We start from the raw sequence: 1,943 nt of genomic DNA, 5'->3' as shown, positions 1-1,943 counted from the left end.
CCACGTCGGGGACCAACACCGCGACCCACCTATCGCAACTGGCGACCACGACGGCGCCGGCTGCGCAGACCCTGTCGACGACGGCTGCCGCCGCCCCGTCGACAGGACTGACGGTGCCGCCCGCCGTGACCAACTGGAACACCATCTTCGGCGCCCTCACCGGCGTCTACTCGCCCCAGTCGTGGAGCACCATTCCCGGTGGGCCGTTCCTGTCGTTCGGTCAGGCGTACGCCTGGGGCCAGAACGGGCAGTCGGCCCAGGCCTATCTGTCCGGGCCGAAGTTCATCAAGGGTCAGTTGGAGCCGTTGACCAGGGGCGCCGGCGGCATCCATCCGATGCTGAGCTCCGCGGTTGGTGGCGGCCCGGTCACCGGGTCGATGGGTAGGTCAGCATTGGTGGGAAGCATGTCGGTGCCGCAGGGGTGGACCGAGGCCGCCCCGAACATCAGAATGCTCGCGCAGGCGCTGCCCACCAACTTGGCGGCCGCCCCGGCTGCCATGGTCGGCGAGGAAGGCGTTTTCAGCCAGATGGCGCTGTCCAGCCTGGCCGGCCGCGCCGTGGCCGCCACCGCAACCCATTCGGTCAGCGGCAGTGCCGCGACGGCAGCCACATTGGGCGGCATCGTCGCGGAAGCCGACCCCGCCGCCGCCACCATCATCGTGATCCCTGCCTTGGAGGACTGATCGCGATGACCACAATGCACAGCAGCCCGGCGCCGTCCAGCCAAGCGCTCGCCACCAGGTAAGGGGTAAAGACATGTTTTACGGAGCCTTCCCGCCGGAGTTCAACTCGGGCCGGATGTACAGCGGTCCGGGGGCGGAGTCGTTGGTGGCGGCCGCCACTGCCTGGGAGAACCTGTCCACCGAACTGCAATCCACCGCGACCTCCTACTCTTCGGTGCTCTCGAATCTGACCACCGGCCCCTGGGTCGGTCCGTCGTCGCTTGCGATGGCGGCCTCGGCCGCGCCCTACGTGGCCTGGATGCAACAAACCGCCACCCAGGCCGCCCAAACCGCGGTGCAAGCGACCCAGGCGGCGACCGCCTATGAAACGGCGTTCGCCGCGCACGTGCCGCCGCCGGTGATCGCGGCCAACCGTGAACTGCTGGCGCAGCTGATGGCGACCAACACCTTCGGGCAGAACACCGCGGCGATCGCGGCCACCGAAGCGCAATACGGCGAGATGTGGGCCCAGGACGCCGAGGCGATGGACACCTATTTCGCGTCCTCGGCCACCACCTCCAACAGCTTGGCGGACTTCAGCCCGGCACCGCAGACCACCAACGCCGCGGGCCCCGAGATGCAGGCGGCCGCGCTCACCGCGTCCACCAACACCGCGGCCGGCAACGCGGCGTCAACCGCGGCAGCGGCGGCCGCCACGACCGGCGCAACCGGGCCACTGTCGGGGCTGGCCAATCTCGCCACCGCTTACCAGACCTTCTGGACAAATCTCCTGAACACCGTCCCTGGCGGAGCCAGCTTTTACACGGCGATGTACAACGCCGTCAAGGTTCCCGTCGGCCTGACCACGACGTTCAACGACATCGGGCTGCTGATCAACTTCCCGGTGTCCCAGTGGCTCAAATTCGCCCCACCGGTGGCCTACGGTGCGCTCCCGAAGGATGCGCTGGGAGCCGGCCTTGGTGCGTTGGGCTTCACCCGCGGCACGCTGTTCGACGCGATCAGCCCTACGGCCGGTTTTGCGCGTGGCACCTTGGTCGGGTCGTTGACAGTCCCGCCGAGCTGGGCCTCGGCCACCCCTTCGATCCGGACGGTGGCCGCCGCCCTGACGGCCGCCGGGCCTGAGGCCATTCCCGCTGCCGCGCTTGGCGAGGGAAGCCTGTTCAGTTCGATGGGGATGGCGGGGATGCTGGGCAGTGCCATGGGCTCCGGAGGCCCCACCGTGGTACGTGCCGGGATCCGCAATCGCATGACCCCGATCAA

General features: G+C 68.9%; 2 protein-coding genes. Both read left to right on the top strand.

Features of this window, described 5'->3' with window-relative positions; translation table 11 throughout:
• The coding region (locus tag ACZY0B_RS27315; protein WP_463767349.1) for a PPE family protein, SVP subgroup at positions 1-683 on the top strand (683 nt) is incomplete at its 5' end.
• Positions 684-756: 73 nt separating this feature from the next.
• Positions 757-1,943 (top strand): PPE family protein (locus tag ACZY0B_RS27310; protein ID WP_463767348.1); only part of this gene is annotated, 1,187 nt, incomplete at its 3' end.

The sequence above is a fragment of the Mycobacterium sp. IDUB_19 genome (assembly GCF_055419445.1).
Note: the sequence above shows the minus strand (reverse complement) of the source record. Positions and strands in the feature narration are given on the sequence as shown.